This window comes from Alteribacter populi, assembly GCF_002352765.1.
GTDB lineage: Bacteria > Bacillota > Bacilli > Bacillales > Salisediminibacteriaceae > Alteribacter > Alteribacter populi.
Genome location: NZ_KZ293963.1, coordinates 2608938 through 2632571, shown reverse-complemented (window position 1 = coordinate 2632571; position 23634 = coordinate 2608938). Strand labels below are relative to the sequence as shown.

Annotated in this window: 18 protein-coding genes; 7 read left to right on the top strand and 11 right to left on the bottom strand. The window is 44.3% G+C overall.

Going from position 1 to position 23634, the window contains the following annotated elements:
• Positions 1-2: 2 nt before the first annotated feature.
• On the bottom strand, positions 3-926 hold the full coding sequence (nikB, locus tag CDZ94_RS12525) for a nickel ABC transporter permease (protein ID WP_096437520.1): 924 nt from the start codon (positions 924-926) through the stop codon (positions 3-5).
• A gap of 15 nt (positions 927-941) precedes the next feature.
• Entirely contained in the window at positions 942-1835 is an 894-nt protein-coding gene (opp1C, locus tag CDZ94_RS12520; protein ID WP_096437518.1) for a nickel/cobalt ABC transporter permease, read from the bottom strand.
• A gap of 373 nt (positions 1836-2208) precedes the next feature.
• On the opposite strand from opp1C, the gene CDZ94_RS12515 reads away from it, so the two are divergent.
• A complete protein-coding gene (locus tag CDZ94_RS12515; RefSeq protein WP_096440823.1) occupies positions 2209-3777 on the top strand; it encodes a glutathione ABC transporter substrate-binding protein in 1569 nt (522 codons plus the stop codon).
• A 1496-nt stretch (positions 3778-5273) separates the two neighbouring features.
• Here CDZ94_RS12515 and CDZ94_RS12505 read toward each other — a convergent pair.
• From CDZ94_RS12505 to CDZ94_RS12490, 4 genes are all read right to left on the bottom strand, one after another.
• Positions 5274-6644, bottom strand: coding sequence for a GntP family permease (locus tag CDZ94_RS12505; protein WP_096437514.1), 1371 nt, complete (start codon positions 6642-6644; stop codon positions 5274-5276).
• Positions 6645-6713: 69 nt separating this feature from the next.
• Positions 6714-7718: a 4-hydroxythreonine-4-phosphate dehydrogenase PdxA gene (gene pdxA, locus CDZ94_RS12500; protein WP_096437512.1), complete on the bottom strand. Its 1005-nt coding sequence runs from the start codon at positions 7716-7718 to the stop codon at positions 6714-6716.
• Positions 7719-7732: 14 nt separating this feature from the next.
• Complete coding sequence (locus tag CDZ94_RS12495) at positions 7733-9019, bottom strand: four-carbon acid sugar kinase family protein (protein ID WP_096437510.1); 1287 nt, start codon at positions 9017-9019, stop codon at positions 7733-7735.
• 3 nt (positions 9020-9022) lie between these two features.
• Entirely contained in the window at positions 9023-9790 is a 768-nt protein-coding gene (locus CDZ94_RS12490; RefSeq protein ID WP_096437508.1) for a DeoR/GlpR family DNA-binding transcription regulator, read from the bottom strand.
• A gap of 566 nt (positions 9791-10356) precedes the next feature.
• Between CDZ94_RS12490 and CDZ94_RS12485 the strand changes: the two genes are divergently transcribed.
• Entirely contained in the window at positions 10357-10839 is a 483-nt protein-coding gene (locus CDZ94_RS12485; RefSeq protein ID WP_096437506.1) for a VanZ family protein, read from the top strand.
• A gap of 451 nt (positions 10840-11290) precedes the next feature.
• Here CDZ94_RS12485 and CDZ94_RS12480 read toward each other — a convergent pair whose 3' ends face one another.
• The 4 genes from CDZ94_RS12480 to pgsB (CDZ94_RS12465) are packed head-to-tail and all read right to left on the bottom strand — an operon-like array spanning position 11291 to position 16254.
• Positions 11291-13159 (bottom strand): gamma-glutamyltransferase family protein, encoded by a 1869-nt coding sequence (locus CDZ94_RS12480; protein WP_096437504.1) that lies wholly within the window; start codon positions 13157-13159, stop codon positions 11291-11293.
• On the bottom strand, positions 13156-14484 hold the full coding sequence (locus CDZ94_RS12475) for a CapA family protein (RefSeq protein WP_096437502.1): 1329 nt from the start codon (positions 14482-14484) through the stop codon (positions 13156-13158). Before CDZ94_RS12475 ends, CDZ94_RS12480 begins: the two co-directional genes overlap by 4 nt.
• A gap of 14 nt (positions 14485-14498) precedes the next feature.
• Positions 14499-14948: a poly-gamma-glutamate biosynthesis protein PgsC gene (gene pgsC / locus CDZ94_RS12470; protein ID WP_096437500.1), complete on the bottom strand. Its 450-nt coding sequence runs from the start codon at positions 14946-14948 to the stop codon at positions 14499-14501.
• A 52-nt stretch (positions 14949-15000) separates the two neighbouring features.
• On the bottom strand, positions 15001-16254 hold the full coding sequence (gene pgsB, locus CDZ94_RS12465) for a poly-gamma-glutamate synthase PgsB (protein ID WP_096440821.1): 1254 nt from the start codon (positions 16252-16254) through the stop codon (positions 15001-15003).
• 888 nt (positions 16255-17142) lie between these two features.
• Between pgsB (CDZ94_RS12465) and pgsB (CDZ94_RS12455) the strand changes: the two genes are divergently transcribed.
• From pgsB (CDZ94_RS12455) to CDZ94_RS22040, 5 genes are read left to right on the top strand one after another with little or no spacing between them, the layout of a single operon-like run.
• Positions 17143-18327, top strand: coding sequence for a poly-gamma-glutamate synthase PgsB (gene pgsB / locus CDZ94_RS12455; protein ID WP_096437496.1), 1185 nt, complete (start codon positions 17143-17145; stop codon positions 18325-18327).
• A gap of 4 nt (positions 18328-18331) precedes the next feature.
• Positions 18332-18781, top strand: coding sequence for a poly-gamma-glutamate biosynthesis protein PgsC (gene pgsC / locus CDZ94_RS12450; protein ID WP_096437494.1), 450 nt, complete (start codon positions 18332-18334; stop codon positions 18779-18781).
• Between the two features lie 19 nt (positions 18782-18800).
• A complete protein-coding gene (locus CDZ94_RS12445) occupies positions 18801-19994 on the top strand; it encodes a CapA family protein (RefSeq protein ID WP_157911756.1) in 1194 nt (397 codons plus the stop codon).
• 30 nt (positions 19995-20024) lie between these two features.
• Positions 20025-21797, top strand: a complete 1773-nt coding sequence (locus tag CDZ94_RS12440) for a gamma-glutamyltransferase (RefSeq protein ID WP_096437490.1) — start codon at positions 20025-20027, stop codon at positions 21795-21797.
• A 3-nt stretch (positions 21798-21800) separates the two neighbouring features.
• Positions 21801-21980: a hypothetical protein gene (locus CDZ94_RS22040; protein WP_096437488.1), complete on the top strand. Its 180-nt coding sequence runs from the start codon at positions 21801-21803 to the stop codon at positions 21978-21980.
• Positions 21981-22493: 513 nt separating this feature from the next.
• Here the strand turns inward: CDZ94_RS22040 and CDZ94_RS12430 are convergent.
• Positions 22494-23453 carry an LCP family glycopolymer transferase gene (locus tag CDZ94_RS12430; RefSeq protein ID WP_096437486.1) on the bottom strand — a complete coding sequence of 320 codons (960 nt, stop codon included), beginning with the start codon at positions 23451-23453 and terminating at the stop codon, positions 22494-22496.
• Positions 23454-23634: the final 181 nt, after the last annotated feature.

Genomic DNA, 23634 nt, shown 5'->3' with positions numbered 1-23634 from the left:
CCTTAATCCAATTCAATTCGTTTATTTAAGAATCGATAGCTAATGTCAACAATCAAGTTTACGAGTACGAACAATAGGGCAATCACTAATACAGACCCTTGAACAATTGGGAAGTCACGAGCGTTAATCGCCTCAATGACGAGTCGCCCCATCCCGTTAATCGTAAATACCGTTTCTGTTAAAACTGTTCCGCCAAGTAACGCACCGAATTGTAGACCCACAACGGTTACAACCGGAATCAAAGCATTACGAAGGGCGTGCTTATAAATAACGTAGCGCTCTTTTACCCCTTTGGCACGAGCCGTACGAATGTAGTCTTGGTTAATAACTTCAAGCATACTGGAACGCGTCATACGAGCGATAATCGCCGCGCCGGCTGTTCCGAGTGTAATAACTGGCAACACAATATGCCCTGCCGTACCCCAACCGGATACCGGGAACCACTGAAGAGGCGGGAGTGCAAAATATTGAATAAGCATAAGTCCCAACCAGAAGTTCGGCATGGATAAACCGAATAGGGCAAAAATCATAATAAACGTATCAATAAACGTGTAGCGTTTCGTTGCAGAAATAATTCCCGCAATCAACCCCATAAAAATACTGAGTATCGTACTATAGAGGGCCAGTTCTACGGTTATCATAATCCGACTGCCGATTTCAGAGCTAACGGCATTACCGCTTCGGATTGAGTTTCCTAAGTCACCTTGTAAAATACCACCTAAAAATTTACCGTATTGGACAATGATAGGCTCGTTTAAACCAAGTCGATCTCTCATCTGTTCGACTTGTTGTTCACTGGCACTCTCACCAGCAATGATTTGTGCTGGGTCACCAGGAATCAAGTGCATCATAGAGAATACTAAAATCGTAACCCCGAGAAGAACGGGGATCGTTTGAATTAAACGTCTAATTACATATATAAGCATCGTTTCTCACCTCTCTTAAGCTTTCAATTTAGGATCAAGTGCATCACGTAAGCCGTCACCGAAGATGTTAAACGCTAATACAACAATGACAATTGCTAAACCAGGGAACAAAGCAATGTGAGGGCTGTCCCACATATAGTTACGACCGGCACTTAGCATCGCGCCCCACTCTGGCATTGGAGGCTGTGCACCTAAGCCCAAGAACGAAAGCCCGCTGGCAGTAAGAATCGCAGTAGCCATACGAAGTGTCGCTTGGACGATAATTGGCGACAAAATATTCGGTAAAACGTGTCTGAAAATGATACGCATGTCAGTAGCACCGAGTGCTCGAACTGCATCGACATATTCAAGTTTACGAACCGCAAGCGTTGAACCACGGACAATACGCGCAAATACCGGAACGGAAAAAATACCGACGGCAATAATTACGTTTTGTAGGCTTCCACCTAATACCGTTACAATCGCAAGTGCTAACAAAATACCAGGGAAAGCAAGTAACACGTCCATCATTCTCATAAGAATTGCATCCACTTTTTTTCCGTAATACCCGGAGAAAAGACCAATAATAACCCCGAAGATTGCCCCGATTAATACGGAACTAAAACCGATGTAGAGTGTTATAGACATTCCATGGATAATTCGTGTAAAGATATCTCTACCTTGGTGGTCTGTCCCAAACCAATGCTCTGAAGATGGGCTTGCCATCCGGTTTGTTAGATCAATAGATGTTGGTGAATGAGATGTTAATAGAGGCCCAAAAATGGACACTAAAATAAAGAAAATTATTAAACCTCCACCGACCATCGCAGCTTTATTTTTGCGTAATTTTTTGAAAACGGTCTTTAAATTTTCAATTGACGGTGATGGGGGCTTTGTAGCTGGTCTATTATTTAAAGTAGTCTCAGCCATCAGATCATCCTCCTGTTCCAAATTATTTGAATTTTTTCATGGTTGTTGCGATTCGCATAACACAAGAAATTATATCATTTCAACAAAATATTACAAGCGTGTAATACCTTGAAATTATTGTCATACCAATAGTTGATTGCGCTTACATGGTCGACAAAACCCGACAAATCAACGTTTTTTCCTCTCTTTTATTACTATACTATTAAAATATTTTTTTGTAGATCTCGAAAAATTAAAATGTTAAAACTATTTCCACTTGTAATTTCCAAAAGTATGGTGTAGGTTATTAATTGAATCATTGCATTCATATTACAAGGGGGTAACTACAGTGAAAAAAAGCAAATGGTTTAAATCCATTGCCATTCCTTCTGTTATGGCGCTAGCATTAGTAGGTTGTGCAAGCGAACCAGACGAAGGTGGAACAGATGGCGGCACAGACGGAGAGGAAGACGGCGGTACAGAAGAAACAGCTGAAGGCGGCGACCTAGTCATTGCAACTGGATCAGATGCAGAGGCCATGGACCCACACGGTTCCAACGACGTTCCTTCAAGTAACGTTCAACATAATATTTTCGAAACATTATTAACTCAAAGTGAAGAAATGGAACTTGAGCCACTTCTAGCAACTGATTGGGAAGCAGTAGAGGAAGATGTTTGGGAATTTACATTACGCGAGGACGTAACATTCCACGACGGATCTGAGTTTAACGCAGAAGTTGTAAAAGCCAACATGGAACGTGTCCTAGATCCAGACGTTGCTTCTCCACGTCAATTCCTATTTGAAATGGTAGAAGAAGTAGTCGTTGTAGATGACTACACTGTTCAATTCCACACAGAATTCCCGTTTTCTCCACTACCATCCCACCTAGCTCACACTGGTGGTAGCATGATTAGTGCAGAAGCGATTGAAGCTGATTACGAAGCAATGGAAGACGGCGAACAGCCAGGAGACTACATTAACAAAAACCCTATCGGAACAGGTATCTTTGAATTTGAGAACTGGGATTCCGGTAACGAAGTAAATCTCGTTAAAAACGAAAACTACTGGGGCGAGGAAGCAAACGTCGACACTGTAACATTTAAAGTTGTACCTGAAGACCTAACTCGTGTAGGTGAACTTGAAACAGGCGATGTTCACATCACTTACCCAGTAAGCCCAAGTGACCGCAGCCGTGTAGAAAACTCAGACGGCGCTAGCGTTTACGAGCAGGCAAGCTTAAGCACATCTTACATTGGTTTCAACAATGACAAAGAACCATTTGATGACCCAACTGTTCGTCAAGCACTTTCAATGGCAATCGATAAAGATGCCATCATCAATAGTGTAGTAGAAGGCGCAGCAGACCCAGCTATCGGACCAATCGGTGAGCAAGTATTTGGATTTAGCCAAGACGTAGACAGCATTGACTACGACCCAGAGCGCGCACAAGAACTTCTAGCTGAAGCAGGCTATGAAGATGGTTTCGAAACAACAATTTGGACAAACGACAGCCGTGAGCGTCAAGACATCGCGGAAATCGTTCAAGCTCAACTTGCTGAAATCGACGTAGACGTATCCATCGAAGTACTTGAGTGGGGCGCGTACCTTGATAACACAGCTGAAGGACAGCACGACATGTTCATCCTAGGTTGGGTTACTGTAACAGGTGACGCTGACTACGGAATGTACCCACTGTTCCACTCTTCTCAACACGGAGCAGCAGGTAACCGTACATTCACTGACAGCCAAGAGCTAGATGACATACTAGTTGAAGCACGTGAAGAATCAGACGAAGAAGTTCGCGCTGATCTATACGAGCAAGCAATGGAAATCCTAGTAGACGACGCACCAATGCTTTACCTTTACCACCAAACGTACCTTGTAGGTCTTAGAGACGAAGTACAAGGCTTCTGGAAGCATCCAAACGGCCTGTACCAACTACATGATGTAACACTTAACTAAGCAACACTTACAAAAGGCAGCCCTTGTGGCTGTCTTTTTTTTGAAAGATAACAAACAACCATGGCTACGCTACTCGTAGCCACCATCTACAATGAAAATAACACCTTCGCCCATAGATTAGTCTAAACCAATATATCTCGATCATAATAATATAGAGTCACTTCAAAATCGTGAGTGTATGATGACTAGGCCCTGATTACATTCTCCTTATTACCAATAAAATTGTTAAAGGGAAGGATATATTATTTTATAAAATGATAAACAAATTAATTAGTTTAGTCCTTAAGAAATGGAGGGCTTACTTTAGTATTGTCTTCTGGCCAAGTTGTTTTCATACAAATTTATAGAGCGGACAGCTACCTTCACGCCGCTCGTATCAAGGGCTTTTGGTAGAATTCCTTCACTTTTGTGTAGAAAAAACACTCCATTGTGTATAATAATCACTCTTTTGTGTAGAATTCCCCCACTTTGCGAAAGGTAAGTTTCCTTTTGGTAGAATTCCTTCACTTTTGTGTAGAAAAAACACTCCATTGTGTATAATAATCACTCTTTTGTGTAGAATTACCCCACTTTGCGAAAGGTAAGTTTCCTTTTGGTAGAATTCCTTCACTTTTGTGTAGAATTCACTTACTTTGATGAAGTTGTAAAGCATCCTTGAGACTTTAAAACATACGGCGGAAGCTAACGCTGTTTTTAATAAAAGACCACTTTGCGGTTTTTCTTATGGGAGTGTGATCTTGTCAAGAGTATACGGGATGTAGTCACCAGCTCGAGCTAAGTAGTCAACCTGGGGCAAGATCTAGTATCTAGTTTAAGGGTTTAGGAAGAAAAGCATCCATCACCAGAAATCTACTTGATTCGAGCTTGCATAACAATCTACTTAATTTAATCAAACGTTTGTTTAACAAGTCGAAATGCAGATCTTTTTAGCAGATGAATGTATCCTAGATTAGTCATAAAAATAGCTACTAATCGATGAACCGGTTGTCTGGTGTGGTCCTACTACCTTTTAAAGTTCTCACCTTATGAGTCAAAAAATCATATAAAAGAAGCTCTACATTGAATAGTGTAGACGAATAGCCCCTAGAATTTAATAAAAGAATCAAAGTTAATTTTAAAGGTGGTAACCTACCGGCTCTGTCTCCCTAAGAAAATGAAGGGAAAGCGCTTATGAACATTCAAAAACTTTATCCTCCCACTTAGGCTATTTTCCAAGCGGCAATTGTTTTCCAGACTAGCTTCGGCGGAGTGAAAGGCGGCGACTCCAGTGGGAAAAGCAACAGCTGAAGACCCCGCAGGGTGGGTTTCCCGAGGAGGCTGAAGCGTTGCCCGCGGAAAGCGTCCGCCTGTAACAGAGCCGTATTATAATTGACTAGATCGATGAACCACAATAAGCCCCTCTTTGACTAGAATCCAAAGCTAAGCTAAGCTAAGCAATCCCACCAAAAAACCGCTCCTCCAATGAAGAAGCGGTTTCCCGACATTCACAACCTACCTTACCCAACAATCATATTCGTAATGACGATCATTACGAGTGCCATGAACCAAGCGATGGTGGTTGGGATTGACCAAACGAGCAGTTGTTCTTTTACGTTTTTAATTCCGAGCATGCGGTTGACCACCCAGAATAGACTGTCGTTGAAGTAAGAGAAGATCATAGCACCGAGTGTTGCGGCTTGAGCAGCTAGGACCATGTTAATATCCATTCCTGAAACGATTGGTGCGGAAATGGAGGCAGCGGTGATCATCGCCACGGTTCCACTACCTTGAATGAGACGGACAATCGTCGCAATGAAGAAAGGGAGTAGCACCGCGGGAAGAGCGGTATTCGCAATTTGTTCGGCGATATAATCGCCGCTGCCGCTCACGCGGAGGACGTTCCCTAATGCTCCACCGGCACCGGTGACAAGAAGAATAATCCCGGCTGTTTTTATGCCTTCTTCCATACGGTCTATTGCATCAGCCTGTTTCACTTTACCGAATAAACCGTAGATTGCGAAAATTAAGCCGATCGCAACGGCAATGACTGGTGATCCGAAGAATTGCACGTACTCTGCAACAGTTCCTTCTACACCGAAAGCGGACACTGTCGTATTCGCAAAAATTAAAATGATTGGAACAAGGATAGGGGCAACTGAGCGACCTAATGATGGCAAGTTTTTATTTTCTTGCATTTGATAATATTCTTCTAAAGAGTTCGGCATGTCTGGACGGTGGAAATCTAAGCCGTCTTCAGTTGGCAGTTGATAGATTTTTTTCCCGATCCATTTAGCGTAAAATACACCGACTACGATCATCGGTCCTGCAAAAATTAAACCGTATAATAGCATCATGCCGACATCGACATTGAATATTCCTGCTACACCTAGTGGACCTGGAGTAGGAGGGACGGCGTGGTGAGTGGCAGCGAGACCGACACCTAATGCGACCCCTAAACCGACAACGGATTTCCCTGTTTTCGTTGAAAGCGCTTTTACAATTGGCATTAAAATAACAAACGCGGAATCTACGAAAATAGGGATCGAGACGACGTAGCCGGCTAATGCCATGGCCCATTCTTCTTTTTTGCGGCCGAGCCATTTAATAAATGTGTAGGCCATGCGTTCGGCGGCTCCGGAAACTTCTAATATTCGCCCCATCATGACCCCGAGACCGATCACGATCCCGATTGTACTTAGCGTACTTCCGAAACCTTCAGTAATCGCATTGACAACATCAGGTGCTGGCATGCCCCCGATGATCCCTGTAACTGAAGCAGATATCAATAACGCAACAAACGCGTGTATTTTCGTTTTTAATACGAGAGCAATAAGGAGAAACACCCCAATTACCAGCCCTAGTATCATTTGAGCTCCTGAAACTTCCATGATTCACATCCCCCTAACTGATTTGGGATGACCCCGCCTTATCTTATATGGAGGCGGGGTTCCCTGGTGTTATTTTCCTGTAAAATGCGGTGCATATTTAGCGGAAAGTTTAATACATTCTTCCATGCTGACTGAGCTTGCAATGCCTTTACCTGCGATATCGAACGCGGTTCCGTGGTCGACGGACGTTCTTAGGAATGGTAATCCATTTGTAATGGAGATTGTTTTTTCAAAGTCTGTCATTTTGGCTGCGATGTGTCCTTGGTCGTGGTACAACGAGAGAACCGCATCGTATTTTCCTTGTAATGCCTGGTGGAAAACAGAGTCGGCAGGTACTGGGCCGACTGCGTCAATACCAGCTTCAACGGCTAGGTCAATACCTGGGCGAATTTCGTCTACTTCTTCCATCCCGAATAATCCATTTTCACCACTGTGGGGGTTTAAACCGGCCACTGCAAATTTACGGCTGGATACTCCTAATCTTTGCAGGGCTGCGTCACAACGTTTAAGGTAGTCGAGAACGCGCTCTTTTGTCATTTGGTCAATCGCGTCTTTTAATGAAAGGTGGCGCGTCAAAAAGAAGATTCTCATATTTTTTACCTCAAACATCGTTAAAGGATCTTCCGTGTCCGTCATTGCTGCGAGCATTTCTGTGTGTCCGATATGGGGGACGTCTGCGGCTTTTAATGATTCTTTGTTAATTGGCGTTGTGGCAATGACGTCGGCTAGGCCTTCATTTGCGAGGCTGACTGCTTTTTCGATATATTCGAAGGCGGCTTGCCCGCATTGCGCTTGGACTTCGCCAAACGTGAACGAGTCAAGATCGACATTGTTTAAAGAAAGAACGTCAATGGTTCCGTATTGGTACTGAGCTTCGTCAATTGAGGAGATTTCGTTAATTGCGACATCGGCTCCGATGATTCTAGCCGCTTTTTCCATTATTGCGGTGTTTCCGATCACAACCGGCTTTCCGGCGTTGTAGACGTCCGCTTTTGCAAGTGCGCCAACTGTTATTTCAGGACCGATCCCAGCCGGGTCTCCCATAGGAATTGCGATTACAGGTGTTTTCGTCATAAATCATTTCCCCTTTATAATTTGGTTTGTAAAAATTTCACACATTCATAGATTGCTTTTTTATCGCCAATCATCCCGCCTTTGGTAATGATCGGGAGGCGATTGAAGTGTCCGCCGATCAGTCTTCCGTAAGCAGCAAGCGGTAAAACTTCATCTTCCAGCTCAATGCCACTGGCCCGACTGATCGAACATAGAGAAGCGGTTACATCTCCGCCACTGGAAAAACAGCCGCGGATACTGGAGCTCTTATCTTCAATAATTTGTCTGCTTATTTTCGCTAATCCATCGGTAATTCGTTTAGCGAGCGCTTCTTCATTGACATTTTCCCGCTCGGCAATCGCATTAAAATTAATTAAAGACTGACCGGGTTTGTGCGTCGTTAAAATTAATACGCTCTCGTCTTGTGCTTCTTTCAATGCTTCTGCTGTCGCTCGGTCAATTTCTTCATCCCAACTACTTGTAAAGCTGGCTAGTCGTTCAGGATCTACATAAACAGGAGAAGCACCCGTTTTTTCAACCAGGTAGTGAAGCTGCTGACCCGTTATCTTCGTGGCACTCCCGACTGATACGAGAATTTTCTTCTGAGCAACCTTCTGATTCATCACCGTCTTCGCGTAGAAAGCCGTGAGCGGACCAGGATCAACAGAAATCATTGTCCTATTTTCGATTTTACTCATCGCATCTGCAATCGTTTCAATTTGCTCATTGGTTGTCGCATCACAGACAATGATGCGCTTTCCTTCATTAAATAAAGCTTCCAGGCGCTCCTTTAACATGTCGGCAGACGCTAATATGTCTTGGAGTCCGAGCTGGCCGATTTCATGCTTTGACTGTTGCTCAGTCAAAGTTGGAATGCAGGATTCCTTAAGCGGATGAACGGGATCGCGAGCAACGTCGGTCTCCTGAAGCGGGATACCATCAACCAGGAGGTATCCACCAATCACAATGCGACCTGAATCAGGAAAAGAGGGGACAATAACAGCGACTGAATCCTCGCCTAATTCACGAAGCATGGCATCAACTTCAACGCCAATATTCCCACGGAACGTACTGTCAATCCGCTTAGAAAATAGCTGTGCACCCCAGTTTTTAAAATGACGGAGAGCGTGAACCGTTCTTTTTCTTGCAATATCAGGAGCAGCATATCGACTGTCCGTATCGACAACGATAGCATCGTAGTTTGCTTCCTCTGGAAAGTCGGCGCCTTGCACCATCGTGGCAGAATGAATTCCTTGCTTACTAATTCTGACCCCCATGGCATTCGCGCCTGTTAAATCATCTGCAATCACTCCGATTTTCATCTCTTACCCTTCTTTCTTAGCTGTGGCCGTTACCACTTGATCGTGGTAAGCTTCAATGTTGATTTCTTCAACGTGTTCGTCGGTAATGATCCCTTCAACCTCTTCCAACGAACAAACAGAAGCAAAAGATTTCCTATTAAACTTACTCGAATCTGCAATAACCCACGTTTCTTTTGCTGCATGGCGCATCATTTGCTTTATTTTAGCTTTTTCTAAGGTTGGAGCTGTAACCCCAGATTGCGGGTGGATCGCATGCGCCCCTAAAAATAATAAATCTGCATTGATTGATTGCAAAAGGTCCTGAGTGTGGGGGCCAAACATCGCCCCGACCTGATTTTGTAGCTCACCGCCTGTAACAATGACATGAATGCTGCTGTCTACAAATTCAGCCGCAATAAGGATGTCATTTGTGATGACCGTTAAATCATCTCGGAATTTTAGCACACGGGCGATCTCCAGCGTCGTCGTCCCAGAATCTAAAATGACTTTATGTCCTTCTTGGACAATCTCAGCAGCCCGTTTCGCAATCGCTCTTTTCTCCGATAGAAATTGATTTTCCTTATTTGAGTAAGGCGTTTCATTAATCAATCCCTTTACCGGAACCGCACCACCATGCGTCCTGATTAGCTTGTTCTCCTTTTCAAGAAACATCAGGTCCCGGCGAATCGTCATCGTAGAAACACCGAGCAAATCGACCAAATCATCAATATCGACCTTTCCTTGTTCTAAAACAAGCTCTTCAATTTTCTGTCTTCGTGTATCGATGTTCATTTTTTTCACCCTCTATGTTCGAAATGAACACTTTATGATTTTTATTATCAACCAAGTGTTCGTTTTTGTCAATAATCTACTCTTAAATGATCATTCCAAACAATTATTTGCTAAATCGCGAAGAATATAAGCTGACTCTTCTTTGACCAAATGCCACCCGCGAGTGCCCGCACATCATCACAAAATCAAAATCCACCCTCGCTCGCGCGCAAACGACAATCCTCTCAACTTAATCAAACGTTTGTTTAACACATCGAAAACCTCCGAAACTCCAGCATATGCGTCGAAACAAAGGCAGCGCCGACCGGACTCGGAGGATCGTCCGCCACCCGAGGGCAAAAACCAGAAAAATGGGTGAGTTGACTAGTATCTGAGCTTAGTTGACTAGAAAAAGCGGCTCATTGACTAGAACCGAAGCCGTTTTGACTAGAAAAAGCGGCATTTTGACTAGAACCCAATCCGATTTGACTAGAATAATCGCCAATTTGACCAGATCGCAACTCAACTCCCAACCCAAAATCTAGTATAATTAACCCCAAACTCTATTATTCAAAGGAGCTCTAACTATGAAGTCCAACACCCTACTCACGCACTATGTCCCATTCCTTGCGTGGTTGTCGATGATCCAATATGCTTCATCTCAGCCTTATCAAGACCAGGATGTCACGCCGATTCTTGGAAACATCAACCTGTCGTGGATCGAATCGGGCTTCCAATGGGTGCAATTTACATATGGTACGAGTGTGATCAGCCTCGAAACTCGCTCAACTGAGGCGTTCGTCGAGTTTTTTATCCGCAAAGGAGCTCATGTTTTTGTTTATTTCGTTTTGGCAATTTTCGCCTTTCGGATCCTCATGCTATGGATGGAGCACATCCCGAAAGCATCTGTTCTGGCTATTCTTTTCATCACCGCTTATGCTGCTTATGATGAGATCCGTCATTACTTCCACCCGGATCGGAGCGGGATGGTGGAGGATGTGCTGCTAGACATGTTCGGCGGAGCGCTCGGTGTGCTGGCGTGGATCGTTTTTATTCGCAGGCGAAAATGACCTCTAAAGCAAACAAAAGCTCAGGATGAAAAATCATCCTGAGCTTTTGTTCTACTTTAATGCGGCAAGCCTTAGTATTTTATATCGTTTAGCAAGTTATATTTTGTTAAAAGCTCGTGGTCATTTTTATAACGGTTCTTTTATAAAAGGTTCTTGCTACTTTTTGAGCTTGACAGCCTTTCGACTACTCAAATGATGAAAAAGAACGAAATTATTGCCTTAAACTCATCATTTAAGTTGAAAAATGCTCAAAAACAACATATAGAGTATTTATTTGAGTAATATATCGTCGCGAGTAGACGCTTTATCATCTGTTCAAGCATATTATCGGCGCAAAGAGGTAATTTATCAGCGGAAATAAGCATGATATCAGCGAAAATAGCTCGGATATCGGCGATTCGACAAGAAGCAACAAAATTTACAAAAACAGCCTTAATAAAGGCTGTTTTTGTTAGTGTTCTTCGAGTTCTTCCTCTGTTGCGCGTTCTGCTTCTTGTGTTCCGTCTTGTGTGCCGATTTGCCATGCGCCGTTTCGTCTTGGGTCTCCGCCGCCGAAGAGGCGTTCGATGTTGTTTCCTTGTTCGTCAAACTCCAATCCAAGGCCTTGGATTCCTCCGTAAAAGAGGGGGGAGTTGTGGACGCGGAAGGAGTATTGCATTTCATGGCGGAGGATGTTTTTTAGTTCCTCGTCAATATCGCGTTCTAAATAGATGATATTGTCTTCGGTATAGAAGCGGCTTCTTTGGATTGCTTCTTGTAGGGTAAGTCGTTCATCGGTTTCTGAGTCAATGCCGTACTCATATTGCATGATCGTTTGGAACAGCATCGCAGGAATACGACGTCCGCCAGGAGAGCCGATGCCTAACATCGCTCGTTCGTTTGATGCATCTTCTAATATAAGTGGTGAGACGAACGTACGCGGGCGCTTTCCTGGTTGGCGGCTATTCATCGCTTCAGGGTCTAAACTGAAGTTTTCCAGCTGGTTATTAATAAAGAATCCTTCGACATGTCGTCCGGACCCGAAAAATTCTCCGAGTGAATTTGTTGCTGATACCATCATGCCGTCTTTATCGACGATGACAAAGTGAGATGTATGCCGTGAATCGTGAATCGCAGCTGGGGACTCATAAATGTCATTGTGAGAAATGCTAGTAAAATCAATGCCATCTAATAACTCATCAGTAAAAGCAGGGCTCGTTAGCTGTTGGTGATCGACTTCTTCAAACTCAGGGTCGGCAAGAGTAGAGAGCCGGCTGCTATACGCTGCTTGGGTTATTTCATTCACGAGATGAATGTAGACCGGCTTCCATTTTTCTTCATTAACTAAATCGCCTAACTTTACATTGTCGTCAATCTCTTCAAAGCCAGGAATAGCTTCTAACTCCGTTTTCAAATCCAAACGTTCAGCCATTTGCAGCATTTGGATGAGTGTAATGCTTGAAGCGGGTGCGGCGGAACCGTAGACGCGATGGCCTTCAAACTCGCCAACAGCGGGCTCATCGACTAACACCTCATAGCCGAGCAAATCCTCTTCAGTAAATCCGATTTCGCTCATCATTCCTTCAGCAACAGGGCCTTCGTAAAAGCCGGCAGCACCGTGGTCACTAATCATTTGCAATGTTTTGGCCAAGGATTCTTGTACTAATGTTTCATTTCGCTCAATGGCGAGTTCTTGAGGGTAAAATTGTTCTCTGTCTTCTGGGTCTAATAGTAAGTAGCGACTGGAACTAGCGATGCGGTCACTTAAAACACTGTCGATCATAAAGCCGTTTTCTGCGTAATCAATGGCGGGGGCTAATAGCTTTTCCCAATTCCAGTCACTATTTCCGCCGTACTCCTCATAGAGTGTTTCCATTCCTTTTACCATTCCCGGAACGGCAACTCCGCGTTCGGTGTCAACGTTACTTAGCGGAGCCATCTCGCGGTAATCGTAGCTTGTTGCTCCTTTACCAGGTTCGTGGACGAGCATCATGCCGCCGCCACCAATGCCGGAACCATAAGGCTCAACAACATTTAAGGTAAAAGCAACAGCGATTGCTGCTTCGACGGCATTTCCTCCGTTTTCAAGCACTTTTGTACCTGCTTCAACGGCTAACGGATGAGCCGCACTTACCCCGAAAGCATACTGCTCTTCTTCTTCTATTTCTTGAAGACCCTCTGTAGCAGGTGAAATCTCTAAAACTTCTTCTTGGCCATCGCGGTCGCGATATGGTTCATATGCATTTTCGATATCAAAAAATTCTTCAAAGTAGACATTCCAGCCGATGAGTCCTAGGAAAATAACGGCGGCTGCTATGTTGGTTATTTTGAGAGCTGTCATAGATTCTCGTCATTCCTTTCAAAAATCCCGGCTGTGTCAAGGTCGAGAATTAGCCTTCCGTCTTCCACGCGCCATAATTCTTGGTCGAGCTCTTTTTTGAGCGTGCGAAAGATGCGGTAGTCCCGGTATGGTTTCAGGAGGCCATGCGTTTCTCGAGGTTTGGAATCTAATAGACTCATTGGAATAAAGGAAAGCTCATGACTGCCGTCTGTCAGTAGATCCAATTGAGCAATTGTCGTCTCCTTTGTCCGGCTCCAGCCTTGGTCAAATATAAAGTTCCCTAGTCCGTACATGACAAGCGTATTATTTGGAATTTCTTTTCCGTCTTCTTGAATGACGCCGTTAATGACTTGTACAGGTTCTAATACGTGGGAGTGGTGACCGATGATCACGTCAGCGCCGTTATTTGCCATTAAGTAGGCCAAATCCTCTTGGCTGGAATTGTAGCCAACCTGGTACTCGTCGCCCCAGTGAACGTGAACCATGACAATATCCGCATTTTCTCTTGCTTCTCGTAACCGGCTGCGAAGTAAACTAAAGCTGGAGGCGGAACCTGTTGTAAACACGCCATCCGCATATTGCTCGGCACGAAACCCCGAATAAAAAACATCAGTGATGCCAATTAAAGCAATTTTAGTGTTGTCATCTAAATCGTGATAGGAAATCCGAGCTGCATCGTAAAGCTCTTCTTCCTCTTGAGCAGGTGTGTCTGTGATCTCTCCATTCGCTTCGGCAATTTGTTCTTCGCTGAGGGAATCAGCGATCCCGAGTCCATGGCCCATCCCTACGATATCGACGTCGACGTTAGCCATATGGCGGAACGTTTCGTCTAATGACAGCACCCGGTAATCCATCGTATGGTTATTGGCTAGACTTACAGAGTCGAAGCCCGCACTTTGTAAAGCCAGCTCTGTACCAGGGTAGGAGTAAAGGTAAATGAATTTTCCTGGATACTCGTGCATCTCCATTTCTTCTTCTATGCTTTCATCTTCAGCATCCATAATTGGACTTTCTAAATTGCCAGTCACATAATCGGATTCATCGAAAAACGGCTTCGCATAGTCAAAAACGCGAGAAATATCTTCGCCGCTTCGAACTGCCGCATCATGTACGTGGCGACCGAACATCATATCCCCAACCATGGAAATCCGATGTTCAACATTGTCGGCCCGCGTATTTTCAGGGACATCGACTTTTCCCCATATCGGTTCTGTGAACATAATGGCGCTTACGATCACAAGGGCAATGATCGTATGGAATGTAGCCTTCTTTCGGTGAAGCTGGACCCAAGCCCGCATTCTATCTTTAAAAGTGTGATTAGTCATAGGACGTTACCTCTCTAAAACAAGTGATAAATCGTGATGAAGACAAACGTTAAAAATGAAATAACAAATGTCGAGCTAAACGTCGGGATGACGCCTTGCTTATGAATCGTATTAGCAATTAAGCCAGGGACAATCACGCCGATCCCCCGTAGCTCGTAAACTTCAAACGGGATTATCGGGTAAAAATAATCAAATCCCATTTTTAACAAAACACCGACCGTTAACATCGCGGCAAATTTCCGCCTACCATAGAGAACAGTTATGCGGCCAAGAACTTGAGTAACGAGCAAATACGTGACTAAACTAATAAACGCAATCACAATGACAAACATGATTTGATCAAAAATCAGCCCGATATAGCCGGGGACGATTAGCCCGGCTGGCATGATCCCTGTTTTTTCTACGTAAATTAAACTAAGTAAAATTCCTACAATAATCGCAATATATAAATCAGTACCGAACACTCGGCGACAACTCCTTCAATAAATGGTTGTCAATGAACAACCTCTTTTCTAGTTAAGCTTCTTTTGTTGTAACTGCTACCTTCCTCTTTACAGACCGTTTCTCGTTCGTTTTCTCATGATCATAATCCCGAAGCTGCGGCGTAATTAGGGCCGTTTCTTCAATCACTTGCGCTAACTCATCGCCGCCACCATGAATGTTGCCGATTCCATAGACAACGGAGTTACCCGGCAATTCATTAAGGTGGTGAAGAACCGTCTGAGTCGGCTCTTTTTCCAAGTTTACGAGGTTTGAAAAAGGAAGCTTGTCTTCTTTGTACGCTTGAACAATCGGACTTACACCTCTACCAATTAACACGAGCGTATCAGCTTTCAAGTGTGGCAACACATCTTGGACAAATTGCAGCGTACGATCCACCCGATCATCCCGGCAATTCATTACAACCGTTCGATGCTCCATCGGATAATCGAGCTCTTTAATACGCTCCCAAATATTCAATGTAGAAGTCGCATCATTTGCCGCAAAGCCATTGAAAAAGTACTTCGGTGCCACTTCTTTACCAAATCGGTGTACCCGCATCGCACCCGGGTCAACAGGCGCATTCAGCATCCCAGCCAGTGCAACATCACGGTCAATATTCAACACATCCGCCACCGCAAGAGCTAGCGCCGCATTTTCCGGAAAAATCATAAACGAAAACTTTTTTAAGTATTCTTCATCTATTAAACTGTCATCAGCTACAACGACCTCTGTATTCTTTTTCTTCGCGATTCTTTCAAAAAAGCGTTGGTACGTCGTTTGCGGGATAATGACATAGCCGTTTTCAGGAATCGTTGAGCTAAACGCAGCGGCGATGTCATCTAAGGTAGGGCCCATCACATCAAGGTGATCTTCCATCACATTGGCAATTACCGTAACATTCGCTTTAACGAACCGCGCTTGGAACACTTTTTGATATTCCGGATTGACAGCCATACACTCTGACACAAACGCATCCGCTTTTTTCTGAACGACTTTTTTCACCATTCGTTTTTGTTCACTAATGTTCGGTCCTTGCAACCCGCGGACAATCGGCTCTTCTTCCTCTTGGTCCCAATACATCATCCGAGCAGACGTCCCTGTTGTTTTCCCAACGACCCGTTCACCGTTTTCTTTTAAAATCCCCATGATTAACCGAGTCACTGTAGATTTCCCACGAATCCCATTAATAAGAACCCTCGTCGGGATCCGCTTAATCTCTCTATCAAGTGTAAAACGTTCTACTAATCCTAGAGCAAACACAAGCAGTGCAAAAAGTATTAAATACATAAATTCACTCAAAATCAACACTCCAGTCGATTAACTTTCAAACAAAATAATCATATCAGTAAAACCCCATAAAAAAGTTGGTAACATCTACAAACTTCGTGTGACATTGTCAATATTAGGGGAGAAACGAGAAAATCAGACTATTCAAAGATCCGCACTTTGTAGTCAAAGTAGGTCGGGTTTTGGTCAAAGGGCTGCGTTTTGAAGTCAAACGGGCTCGGGTTCTAGTCAAAATGCAGCTTTTTCTAGTCAAATCGGCTTCGTTACTAGTCAAAGAGCTACTTTTACTAGTCAACGGAGCTCAAATACTAGTCAACTCCCACGTTTTACTGGTTTTTGCCCTCGGGGGGGTGGACGCTCCTCCAAGGACGATCGGGGAGCCAATATAGCAGAGAGGAGCTCTAGTCAACGCGCCACTTTCTAGTCAAATCGACTTCGTTACTAGTCAAAGAGCTACTTTTACTAGTCAACGGAGCTCAAATATTAGTCAATTCCCACGTTTTACTGGTTTTTGCCTTTCGTCGGTGGATGCTCCTCCAGAGCCGGTCGGAGCTCCCAAAACCGAGATGAGCTCTAGTAAACGAGCGCCACTTTCTACTCAGCGCTGCTTTTTGAAGTCAAAGCAGCTGTAATCTAGTCAACGCCAGCGAAAATCTGATTTTTGCTCTCAGAAACGATGCGATGAATAGGAGGATCGGAAATCAACTCAAATATCCATAATTAGCAGTCAACACCCATACAAATCTAGTCCTCCTCCCAAAAAGCCATCTGCCGATAAATAAACGCTTCTATTCACAATTTTTACAATTCTTTTAATTAAGTCAAATAATTCCTTAATATTAAGGCGATATGCTTGAAAAAAATACACACATAGGAGCGACAGACCTTATGATTCTCATTCCGATGTCTCTAGCTTTACTTTTGATTTTAGGATGGTGGGAAAGGTGGCATCATCAGCGAAATATTGACAGCATCCCGGTCCGGGTGAATATCAATGGGATTCGCGGAAAATCGACGGTGACGCGGTTGATTACAGGCGTTCTTTTTGAAGCGGGTTATCATACGCTCGGCAAAACGACAGGAACGTCTGCGCGGCTGATTTACGAAGATAGGGAGGACCCGATTGTCCGTGATCCCGAGGGGCCGAATATTCGTGAGCAGATTAAAGTCTTGAATCACGCATCGAAAGAAGGTGTTGATGCGCTAGTAAGTGAGTGTATGGCGGTCAACCCGGACTATCAAGAAACATTTCAGGATATCATGCTTCAAGCCAATATCGCGGTCATCGTAAATGTCCTCGAAGATCATATGGACGTATTAGGCCCGACATTAGACGATGTAGCGGCGTCGTTTGCGGTGACGATTCCATACAACGGGCACCTCATTATCGATGACGGTCCGTATGTAGACTACTTCACCCGAATCGCTCACAAACGAAACACCGAAGTGATTGTCGCTGAACCGAATCAAATCTCTGAAGGCTTTCTGCAAAAATTTGATTATATGGTGTTTCCTGATAATGCCGCGCTTGCGTTAGGGGTTGCGAAGGCACTTAATATTGATGAAGAAATCGCGAAACACGGGATGTTACACGCACCTGTTGATCCAGGCGCAATGCGAATTATGAAGCTAGGAGAAGAAAGGGCGCCATCGTTCTTTTTTAATGGATTTGCCGCAAATGATGCATCATCCACTTTGGCCATTTGGGAGCGGATTAAAGCACTCGGCTATCCGTCAGAGGAGCCGATCGTCATTATGAACTGCCGCAGAGACCGTGTTGATCGCACGGAGCAATTTGCCCGTGACGTGTTACCGGAAATGGAGATCGCCACTCTGATTGTCATTGGAGAATTGACCGATCCGATCGAGGAAGCGTATCAATTCGGTATCATTCGAGCAAACCGCTATCTTAATATGGAAGGAAAAAGTACTCAACAAATCTATGAAACGTTAGAAAAATACATTGACCGTTCTACTATTTATGGTGTTGGAAATATCCACGGAGCTGCTGAACCTTTACTCGAAAAAATCGAGGAGAAACAAAATCGAGCTGCTGTTTTAATAGGAGGATAACGCGTTGTTTGGTGCAGATTTATATATCACATTAGTTGTAGGCATTGTTTTAAGTTTGATATATGCAGAAAAAGCAGGGGCCCTCCCGGCTGGCATTATCGTTCCCGGTTACTTGGCCCTTATCTTTGACCAGCCGTTCTTTATCGTATCGATCTTTTTTATTAGCTGTGCCATCTACTTTCTCGTCGTTCACGTCTTTTCAAAGTTTACGATTTTATACGGAAGGCGAAAATTCGCGGTCATGCTACTTACAGGTGTCGTTATGAAGCTCGCCTTTGACTATTTTTACCCAGTCTTTCCTTTTGAAATTTATGAACTAAGAGGGATCGGGGTCATTGTCCCTGGCCTCATTGCGAACTCATTTGAAAAACAAGGAGTACTCATTACAACAACGAGCACGATGGTCTTAAGCGGATTAACATTTCTCATTATGACCCTTTATTACATGATTTAATAGAAGGTGCGATATGCAAATGACTCGGAAAAAAAGAAGGTATACGTATAAAGAGAGATTATTAAGTCTGACGAAGCGTCATAAAAAAAGAGCGGACTTCCATGCGCTGATCATGCTATTTATTCTAGGCTTGATACTCGTAAGTGGGCAGTTGATTTCGTTTGCTCAAGTCCCTGAGGTCGAAGAGGAAGAAACGTTGGTAACCGCTACGCTACTAGGTGATCTAATGTTTGGAAGGTATATGAATGAAGTGACAGAACGAAAAGGATATGATGATCTTTTTACATACGTTACCCCTTACCTTGAAAGCTCGGATTATGTGACTGGTAATTTCAAACAAACCATTACAGATCGTCCGTTAGGCATGGGAGGAGAAGAGATTTTAGATGGGATACGCGAAAATGAAAGCAAAGCGTACCCTTTTGAAACGTCCTATGAAAGCATTCGGTCGCTCATTCGCCACAATTTTACGAATGTATCTCTTGCAAATAACAATCAATTTGACTACGACCTGTTTGGGTTTCATAACACATTGGAAGTATTTGAACACTACGATGAGCTGCCGATTATAGGGGCGGGGAGCAGATTAAACGAAGCTCAAGAGCCTCACATAACGGAAGTGGGAGAGCTTACGATCGCAACGCTTGGGTTTACGGATATCTATGCGCCAAACTACGCAGCTGACGACGATCGTGCCGGAGTGTTAACGACACGCCGACTGCAAGATGTGTTCGTTGCCGTTGAGGAAGCAAGAACAGCCGCTGACCTCCTCATTGTTCACGCGCATTGGGGAGAAAACTTTGACAGCTCTGTCCACTCAAGACAGCGGGAAATCGCTCATCGAATCGCTGACTTAGGAGCTGATATCATTGTCGGTCATTATCCGCACGTCATCAGTCCTGTTGAAATTTACGATGACACGATTATTTTATACAGTGTCGGCAACTTTACGTCGGATCAAGGGTGGTCGAGAACATCTGACTCCCTCGTCACTCAATATAAACTCTATGACGATGGGAAAGCCGTTCTAGAATTCGTCCCGATGTCGATACGCGAAGGACAACCTAAACCAGCGAACGGTTGGGTTCACAAACTGCAACGCGAGCGGATATACAGGATGCTTTCGAAAGAACTTCCAGATACATTTGAAATTGAGCGGGATCACGATCGAATGCGAATTTTACTCGATCACGAGCATGTTTTGGCTCATTAGCCGACGAGTGAAGATAGGAGGATCGATACGATGCGTCTTAGATTTTTTACAAATATTATCGGAGTAATCATGATTGTTGTATTTGCGATCGCTGCCTTTCTGGAAATCGAATTTCCAACGAAAGAATCATTACAGGCAAATGTTGAAGTCAAAAGCGACATTGGTATTCAAGATGCATATGGCGTGAGTGCAGCCCACCCATTAGCCGTCCATGAAACGATGAAGATATTAGAAGCAGGAGGAAACGTAGCAGACGCGTTTGTGACGCTTTCCTTTATGTTAAACGTAGTTGAACCTTATGGCTCAGGAATTGGTGGGGGAGGAGCGCTTCTCTACTATACCCCTGACGATCGCGTTCGGTACTATGACTACCGAGAAGTCGCACCCGCTGTAGCAAGCCACGAACAATACGACAGTAACTTCGGCGTTCCAGGGTTTTTAATGGGCGTCCATCATCAGTACGAGCACTACGGATCCGGAACGTTTACGTTTGCTGAGCTCATTCAGCCAGCAAAAGAGTATGCCCGTGAAGGAATTGAGATCGATTCATTTTTGGCAGGGCGGTTAGCACCAGCCAGTTACCGAATGAACCTAGGAGAGGTAGGACACTTCTTTACAGACGGTCAGCCGAAGCAACAAGGTGATATGCTCATTCAAGAAGAGCTGGCACAAACGATTGAGGCGATCCAGCAAATCGGACCAGAAGCCTACTTCAAAACTGAACTGGCTCAGGCTATGCAAGAAAAGTATCCGATGCTCACACAGCAAGACTTTGATTTGTATGAAATGAATGAAAAAGAGCCGGTCGTAGGCGAGTACCGCGGCAACAAAGTCTATACAGCACCAGCCCCTCTAGCAGGACCAACACTCCTGCAATTGTTAAAAGGCTCAGAGTACCTCGACTTTGGTAATAACGAGGGGGAAAAAGAAAACTATTTGTCCTATACAGAACAGCTGACGCTTTTGCAAGTACAAGCATACAACGAGCGGTTACAATACATAGCCGATCCGGATACACAACAGTCTCCCTATGATATTCAAGTACAGCTTGATCAAATGATTTCTGATGATCATATTGAAAGGTTAGTAGAGTATGCCCTTAACGAAAATCCTAAAGGAGAAGTCGATGATTCACCCGCAACAGAACGAGACCATAACAACACGACGCACTTTGTGATTGTCGATCAAGCAGGTCATATGATCTCCGCAACCCATACACTCAGTAACTTTTTCGGTTCCGGAGACTATTACGGCGGCTTTTTCCTAAACGACCAATTGAGCAACTTTAACCCTTCAGAAGGTTCAATCAACGGTTACGCACCCGGAAAACGTCCGCGTAGCTTTTTAACACCGACCATTGTCATCGATGAAGACCGCTCTGTATTAGGCATTGGTTCACCAGGAGGAGCACGAATCCCAAACATGATTGCCCAAACGCTGATCCACCAAGAAGTCTGGGGTGAACCTTACTCACTTGAAGGGGCCATCAATCAACCGCGTTTTCACTACGATAACCGATTAGATCGAACCGGTGAGCACGGTGTTTTTGTAGATATGTACTACCCATCATCATGGGTGGATGAGCTCGAACAAGAAGTCATGCACTACGGTGACATCCCGTGGCTAGCACGAAAAACGAGCGGAGACATGTTCTTCGGCGGAATCCAAGCACTAAAAATCGACCGCAGCTTAAACCTATTACATGGCGGAGCAGACTCACGCCGCGGAGGCACATGGCAAGTCGCCGACACAAACGAACCTTACAGTAAACAAGCCAACGAACACCGAGAGGGGAGCGAATAGACAATGAAAACAGTAACCCAAGCCCTAGCAAAATACGGATCCCTACTCTTTCTCAGCGCCGTCTTTATCTTCATGGCCGGCTTCAAACACGACGCACAACTAACAGAAAACGAACAACACATGGTAGACCACTACTTTGCAAATCACAACGAAGAATCGTCGCTCGTAGTAAGCGATTCGTAAAACAGGAAAGAAGGCAAGCTGACCTGAAAAAGAAGATTGGCTTGCCAGAAAAATCCAGACCCTATCCCTCTCGTTGCTGGAAAAGAAAGCCGCTCAGCCGGTACCCTGCTTTCCCTAGTTGAAAAGGAGAGCAAATCTGAATCTCGGAGCTCCCAATAAAACCGAGATGAGCTCTAGTAAACGAGCGACACTTCTAGTCAACGGAACTCAAATACTAGTCAACTCCCACGTTTTACTGGTTTTTGCCCTTGGGAGGAGGACGCTCCTCCGAGAACGGTTAGGGAGTCAATATAGCAGAGAAGAGCTCTAGTCAACAAGCGCCACTTTCTAGTCAAAGAGCTGTGTTTTCTAGTCAAATCGGCTTCTTTACTAGTCCAAAATCCGCTTTTGTAGTCAACTGAGCTCAGATTCTAGCCAACGAACAACATTTACTAAAATATCCCCCGTCTACTAGAACCTAAAATGAACACACAAAAAAGCAGCCCACATAGGAGCTGCTTCTTCACCGTTTTTTTATGACTCTTCGTCTTCATCCTCATTCATCACAACTTGCTCATCATCGTCCAAGCCAAGGTGGGTGCGCAATTCACCTGACACTCTCGAGCGTTCGTCCTCGCTCACGATGTAATAATAGATGTTATCGATTCTGCTGCCCGATCCGTCAATCTCCAACGTCTCTGAGTTGTGACGCGCGCTGCGGTAGTTTGATTGGATTGTGACCATTTTATCAAACGATAGATCGGTACTCACGTTATTCCCTAGCGCATCAAGAATCTCGCCTGCTTTTGTAACAGATGAGAATTGAGCGCCTTCGTTAATGATCGCATCGACCACTTCTCTTTGGCGTTCGTTACGCCCGAGGTCGCCGCGTGGGTCATTTTTTCTCATCCGAGTGTAGGCTAAAGCTTCATCTCCACCTAGCTCAATCGGACCTTCTGCAAACTGATGTCCACTTTGGTTGAACGCAAAGGTATTCTCCACCGTCACACCGCCGAGGGCATCGACGATATCTTTAAAGCCATCCATATTAATGGTCATAAAGTAATCGATTGGAATATCAAGGAAGTTCTCGACAGTGGCCATCGCCATATCTGCTCCGCCGAACGCATATGCGTGATTGATTTTGTCATCAACCCCGCGTCCGACCATTTCTGTGCGCGTATCTCGAGGGATACTCAACATTTTCATCGACTCGTCTGCTGGGTTCACTGTGACGACCATGAGCGTATCTGTGCGGCCGCTATCCGTGCGATTATCATCGGTGTCGACGCCTAATAATAGGAAGGAAAGAGGTTCTTGTTCTTCAATGTCAACCTCAAGCTCGCGCCTCTCCGACTTTTCTCGGTCACTCGAAACATGCATGCGATTATCGACGGTATCTTGAACGCTTTTATACATATAAAAACCATAGCCTGCGATGGAACCAACAAGAATAAAAACAATAAGGCCACTAATTAATAAGAATTTTTTCATATGAGCAATTTCTCCTAATCTCTAAAGTGTTTTCTAAATTTTAGTATATAATGTTTCGTAAAGTTTTACAATTCCCACTTTTGGTAAAAAAACAAGCGCCTTTTTTCACCAATATATTTACAATTTCGTCATAATCAGATAGCATAGACTAAGTGTGCACAGACAGAAATTAACATCCATT

Excerpts from the sequence above, each read along its gene's own strand:
- pgsB (WP_096440821.1), bottom strand. The coding sequence starts at position 16,254 with ATGTATTTAATACTTTTTGCACTGCTTGTGTTTGCTCTAGGATTAGTA.
- nikB (WP_096437520.1), bottom strand. The coding sequence starts at position 926 with ATGCTTATATATGTAATTAGACGTTTAATTCAAACGATCCCCGTTCTT.
- CDZ94_RS12515 (WP_096440823.1), top strand. The coding sequence starts at position 2,209 with ATGGCGCTAGCATTAGTAGGTTGTGCAAGCGAACCAGACGAAGGTGGA.
- pgsB (WP_096437496.1), top strand. The coding sequence starts at position 17,143 with ATGATTCTCATTCCGATGTCTCTAGCTTTACTTTTGATTTTAGGATGG.
- opp1C (WP_096437518.1), bottom strand. The coding sequence starts at position 1,835 with ATGGCTGAGACTACTTTAAATAATAGACCAGCTACAAAGCCCCCATCA.
- CDZ94_RS12495 (WP_096437510.1), bottom strand. The coding sequence starts at position 9,019 with ATGAAAATCGGAGTGATTGCAGATGATTTAACAGGCGCGAATGCCATG.
- CDZ94_RS12505 (WP_096437514.1), bottom strand. The coding sequence starts at position 6,644 with ATGGAAGTTTCAGGAGCTCAAATGATACTAGGGCTGGTAATTGGGGTG.
- CDZ94_RS12440 (WP_096437490.1), top strand. The coding sequence starts at position 20,025 with ATGCGTCTTAGATTTTTTACAAATATTATCGGAGTAATCATGATTGTT.
- CDZ94_RS12490 (WP_096437508.1), bottom strand. The coding sequence starts at position 9,790 with ATGAACATCGATACACGAAGACAGAAAATTGAAGAGCTTGTTTTAGAA.
- CDZ94_RS22040 (WP_096437488.1), top strand. The coding sequence starts at position 21,801 with ATGAAAACAGTAACCCAAGCCCTAGCAAAATACGGATCCCTACTCTTT.
- CDZ94_RS12445 (WP_157911756.1), top strand. The coding sequence starts at position 18,801 with ATGACTCGGAAAAAAAGAAGGTATACGTATAAAGAGAGATTATTAAGT.
- CDZ94_RS12480 (WP_096437504.1), bottom strand. The coding sequence starts at position 13,159 with ATGACAGCTCTCAAAATAACCAACATAGCAGCCGCCGTTATTTTCCTA.
- pdxA (WP_096437512.1), bottom strand. The coding sequence starts at position 7,718 with ATGACGAAAACACCTGTAATCGCAATTCCTATGGGAGACCCGGCTGGG.
- CDZ94_RS12485 (WP_096437506.1), top strand. The coding sequence starts at position 10,357 with ATGAAGTCCAACACCCTACTCACGCACTATGTCCCATTCCTTGCGTGG.
- CDZ94_RS12430 (WP_096437486.1), bottom strand. The coding sequence starts at position 23,453 with ATGAAAAAATTCTTATTAATTAGTGGCCTTATTGTTTTTATTCTTGTT.
- CDZ94_RS12475 (WP_096437502.1), bottom strand. The coding sequence starts at position 14,484 with ATGACTAATCACACTTTTAAAGATAGAATGCGGGCTTGGGTCCAGCTT.